Below are 4,157 nucleotides of genomic sequence, written 5' to 3' on the forward strand. Positions count from 1 at the left end.
CGTTCGACCAGCGCGTCACCGGCGTCAATGTCGACACCGGCGTCTTTGTAGGAAAGGGGAGAGGAAGCGTTAGGTGTGGTCATGTAAAGTGCGTGGATAGTTGCGTCGGGTCGGGCGGTACGACAGAGCCCTATAGAATTTGCCCAGATTTTAAGGGTTTGTCCTCCACCATCCGTATGCAATTCAATTCAACTCAAAAAAGAGCCGCTAACTGGGCCTTGATTGCAGTGATCGCGGCATTTGCCTTGTGGTTGCTCGCACCCGTCCTGACGCCTTTTGTTGTGGCCGCGATTCTGGCCTATGCCCTGACGCCACTGGTGGACTGGCTCGACGATGTGGGTCGCGGCCGTCTGCCACGGTTGGTGGCGGTGGTGGCGGTTGAGCTCTTGTTCGTTGTGGCGGTGCTGGGTGTCATGTTGCTGATCGTGCCGGTTCTGGTCAAGGAGTTGCCCTTGTTGCGCGAGCAGGTACCTGTGCTGCTGGACGGCATGAATGCGTCGCTCCAACCGTTTTTGGCCCAGTTTGGCGTCACGCTGTCTCTGGATGTGGCCAGTGTCAAAGCCTTTGTCCTGAAATACCTCAGCGCCAATGTCGAAGATACCTTGGCGTCTGTCATGACCTCGGTCAAGCTGGGCGGCAGTGTGGCGTTTGCCATTGTGGGCAATGCCATGCTGATTCCAGTGGCCTTGTTTTATTTGCTGATGGACTGGCACCGATTTGTGGCCCGGGTACTCGAGTTTGTGCCACCACGCGGGCGGGCGGCCTATGACCGTTTTACCGATGAAGCAGATGCGGTGTTGGGCCAGTACCTGCGCGGTCAGTTGCTGGTCATGTTGGCGATGGCGGTTTTCTATAGCGCCGGCCTGGCCTTGTTTGGCCTGGATCTGGCGTTGCCCATAGGCGTTTTTACCGGACTGGCCATGTTTGTACCGTATGTGGGCTTTGGCTTGGGCATGATTTTGGCTACGCTGGCAGGTTTGCTTCAGTTTGCGGTCACCCAGGGGTCGGCCAAAGCGCTGATCATGGTGGCGGTGGTGTACGGTCTCGGGCAAGTCATTGAAAGCCTGTTCCTGACGCCGCGACTGGTGGGTGAACGTATCGGACTGCATCCGCTGGCGGTGATTTTTGCGTTGCTGGCATTTGGACAGCTGTTCGGGTTTGTCGGCGTGTTGATTGCCTTGCCTGCCAGCGCCGTGCTGCTGGTCGCCATGCGGCGAGCGCAAGCACGTTATCTTTCCAGCAAACTTTATCAGGGTTGAAGGCCGAAAATGAAGCAGATTGCCCTCGACATCGGTCTGGCCACCGGACCCACGTTAAAAAGTTTCTTCGTCGGCCCCAATGAAGCGGCGCTCAGGCACCTGGAACTCTGGGTCGGTGAAAAATCAAATTCCGTCACGCGCTCGCCGGTGCCGACCTACCTGTGGGGCGGCGAAGGCAGCGGCAAGACCCATTTGCTCAAGGCGGTGCAGGAGGCCTTGCGCGAGCAGGGTGCGACGGTCGGCTGGCTCGATGCCACGGTTCAGGAGCCGCCTGAATTCAACGAGGGCTGGGCCGCTGTACTGATGGACGATGTGCATTTGTATACCGCGGTGCAGCAACACGCGGCGTTCAACTGGTTCGTCAATGCACAAACCCAGCAAATCGGCGTGTTGGGCGTCGGCGCATTGCCCCCGGCCGACCTGAAGTTGCGCGATGACCTCAGAACCCGCCTCGGTTGGGGCCACGTGTTCCAGCTGCATGTGCTGAGTGAGCCGGAGCGCCGCGCCGTGTTGCGCCAGGCGGCGGATGCACGCGGGGTTTTTCTGAGTGACGAGGTGATGGACTACATGTTGACCCGTTTCAGCCGTGACCTGGGTAGCTTGATGGAACTGCTCGACCTGATTGACGGCTACGCCTTGCAAACCAAACGGGGCATTACCATTCCCCTGATCAAATCCATGATGGAAGACTCCTGAACGCATGAAGCTGGCCCTTTTTGACCTTGATCACACCTTGTTGCCCATCGACTCTGATTACGCATGGGGCGTCTTTACGACCACTCTTGGCTGGACCGACCCGGTGGATTTCAGTCGGCGCAACGACGAGTTTTTTGCCCATTACAAGGCCGGGACGCTCGATATTCACGATTACATACGCTTTGCCACGAATGCCATGCGGCGCCAAGGCGCTATCAATTCAGAAGCGGCTCGCGTAGAGTTCATGAGGGCTGTGGTGCAACCCGTCATAAAGCCCGAGGCCGTGTCACTGGTCCGCGAACACCAGCAGGCGGGCTATGAGGTGGTCATCGTCACCGCCACCAATGAATTTGTGACGCGCCCGATCGCCCACGCCTTTGGCGTCAAGGAATTGATTGCCGTTGAACTTGAGTGCGACAACTCAACCGGCGGCACCGGCTGGATTACGGGTGAAATCAAAGGCGTGCCGTCTTTCCGCGAGGGCAAGGTGACCCGGTTGGCGCAGTGGCTGGCCGAGCGCAGAATGAGCTGGGCCGATGTGGAGAGCACTTTTTATACCGATTCCATCAATGATTTAAGTCTGATGGAAAATGTGACCCACCCGGTGGCCACCAACCCGGATGAACGTTTGCGCGCGATCGCCACCCAGCGCGGATGGCGCATACTTGACCTGTTTTAGCTAAAAGCTAAAGTGTTGGAGACAGAGCTGGCCTGCTTTGCAGTTTGCGGTCTGTCCCCCAAGTTTAAAGAAGTCGGGAACAGAGCTGGCGCACTTCGTGTAGCGGCGGCCTGTCCCGCAAAGTTTCAAGTTTCAGAATTAAATGATTAAAAAATTTATCGAAAAGCTGCTGGGCAAATCCCCTTCGACGGCTAAAGGCAAAAAACTCCAGTTTGGCAAACGTGAAGAGGTGGGTGTTGCGGCCCATGGCATTGACCCGGCCTTGGTCGATGACCGGGCGCTCAACGTGGTGCATACCCTCAAAACCGCGGGGTTTGAAGCCTATATCGTCGGCGGCGCGGTACGCGACCTGATGGTCGGTCTGCGCCCCAAAGACTTTGACGTAGCCACCAATGCCACGCCCGAGCAGGTCAAGAATCTATTTCGCCGTGCCTTCATCATCGGGCGACGTTTTCGCATCGTGCACGTGGTGTTCGGGCGCGGCCGTGAAAATGACGTGATCGAGGTCTCCACCTTCCGCGCCTACATGGACAACGCAGCGGCCGAACAGGTCGCCGGCAACGAGAAAACCAGCAAAAACGAATTGGCGGGCATGAAGCACGCGGTGGATTCCACCGGTCGGGTGCTGCGCGACAACGTCTGGGGTCCGCAGGAAGAAGACGCCGTGCGGCGCGATTTCACTATCAACGCCATGTACTACGACCCGGAAACCCAGATCGTGGTGGACTATCACAATGGCATCAAGGACTCCAAGAAGCGCGTCATCCGCATGATTGGCGACCCCGCCACCCGTTACCGCGAAGACCCGGTGCGCATCATCCGCGCGGTGCGTTTTGCAGCCAAACTCAACGCGCTGGGCTTCCAGCTGGAAGCCAAAACCGCCGCGCCACTGGTCAAGTCACAAGAACTGCTGGCCGATGTGCCGCAGAGCCGCTTGTTTGACGAAATGCTCAAGCTGCTGCAAACCGGCCATTCCCTGGCGTCCATCGAGCAGCTCAAGGCGCTGGGTATGGCGCGTGGCATTTACCCGCTGCTCGATGTGGTGGTGGAGCGCGCAGAACAGACTTTTGTCAACGCCGCCCTGAAGGACACCGATCGCCGCGTGGGCGAGGGCAAGCCCGTCGCTCCCAGCTTCCTGTTGGCCTGCGTCCTGTGGGCCGATGTGCGTGACGGCTGGGCTCAGCGCGTCAATCAGCGCCAGCACGCGCATCCGGCGCTGCAAGAGGCGATAGATGACGTGTTCAATGCCCGCATCGGTGATGTATCCGGGCGCGGCAAACTCGCCGGTGACATGCGCGAAATCTGGATGATGCAGCCGCGCTTTGAGAAGCGCGTGGGCAGTGCGCCGTTCGGTCTGACGGACCAGCCGCGCTTTCGTGCGGCCTTTGACTTCATGCGTTTGCGCGCCGACGCCGGTGAAATCGACGTGGTGCTGGCCGACTGGTGGCAGGAGTTCAGCATGGCGGGCGACGACCTGCGCCAGGACATGGTCGACCAAGTGCGCGAAGAACAGCAGCAGCAGC

The 4,157-nt window shown here is 58.9% G+C and carries 4 protein-coding genes; all 4 read left to right on the plus strand.

What is annotated here, in order from left to right; translation table 11 throughout:
• Positions 1-176 precede the first annotated feature (176 nt).
• Entirely contained in the window at positions 177-1,259 is a 1,083-nt protein-coding gene (locus B3V69_RS20105) for an AI-2E family transporter (RefSeq protein ID WP_296449423.1), read from the plus strand.
• A 9-nt stretch (positions 1,260-1,268) separates the two neighbouring features.
• Positions 1,269-1,955: a DnaA regulatory inactivator Hda gene (gene hda / locus B3V69_RS20110; RefSeq protein ID WP_296449426.1), complete on the plus strand. Its 687-nt coding sequence runs from the start codon at positions 1,269-1,271 to the stop codon at positions 1,953-1,955.
• Between the two features lie 4 nt (positions 1,956-1,959).
• Positions 1,960-2,634, plus strand: coding sequence for an HAD family hydrolase (locus tag B3V69_RS20115; protein ID WP_296449429.1), 675 nt, complete (start codon positions 1,960-1,962; stop codon positions 2,632-2,634).
• A 142-nt stretch (positions 2,635-2,776) separates the two neighbouring features.
• On the plus strand, positions 2,777-4,157 hold a 1,381-nt coding region (gene pcnB, locus B3V69_RS20120), incomplete at its 3' end, for a polynucleotide adenylyltransferase PcnB (RefSeq protein ID WP_296449432.1).

This window comes from Rhodoferax sp. UBA5149 (assembly GCF_002413825.1).
Taxonomy (GTDB): domain Bacteria; phylum Pseudomonadota; class Gammaproteobacteria; order Burkholderiales; family Burkholderiaceae_C; genus Rhodoferax.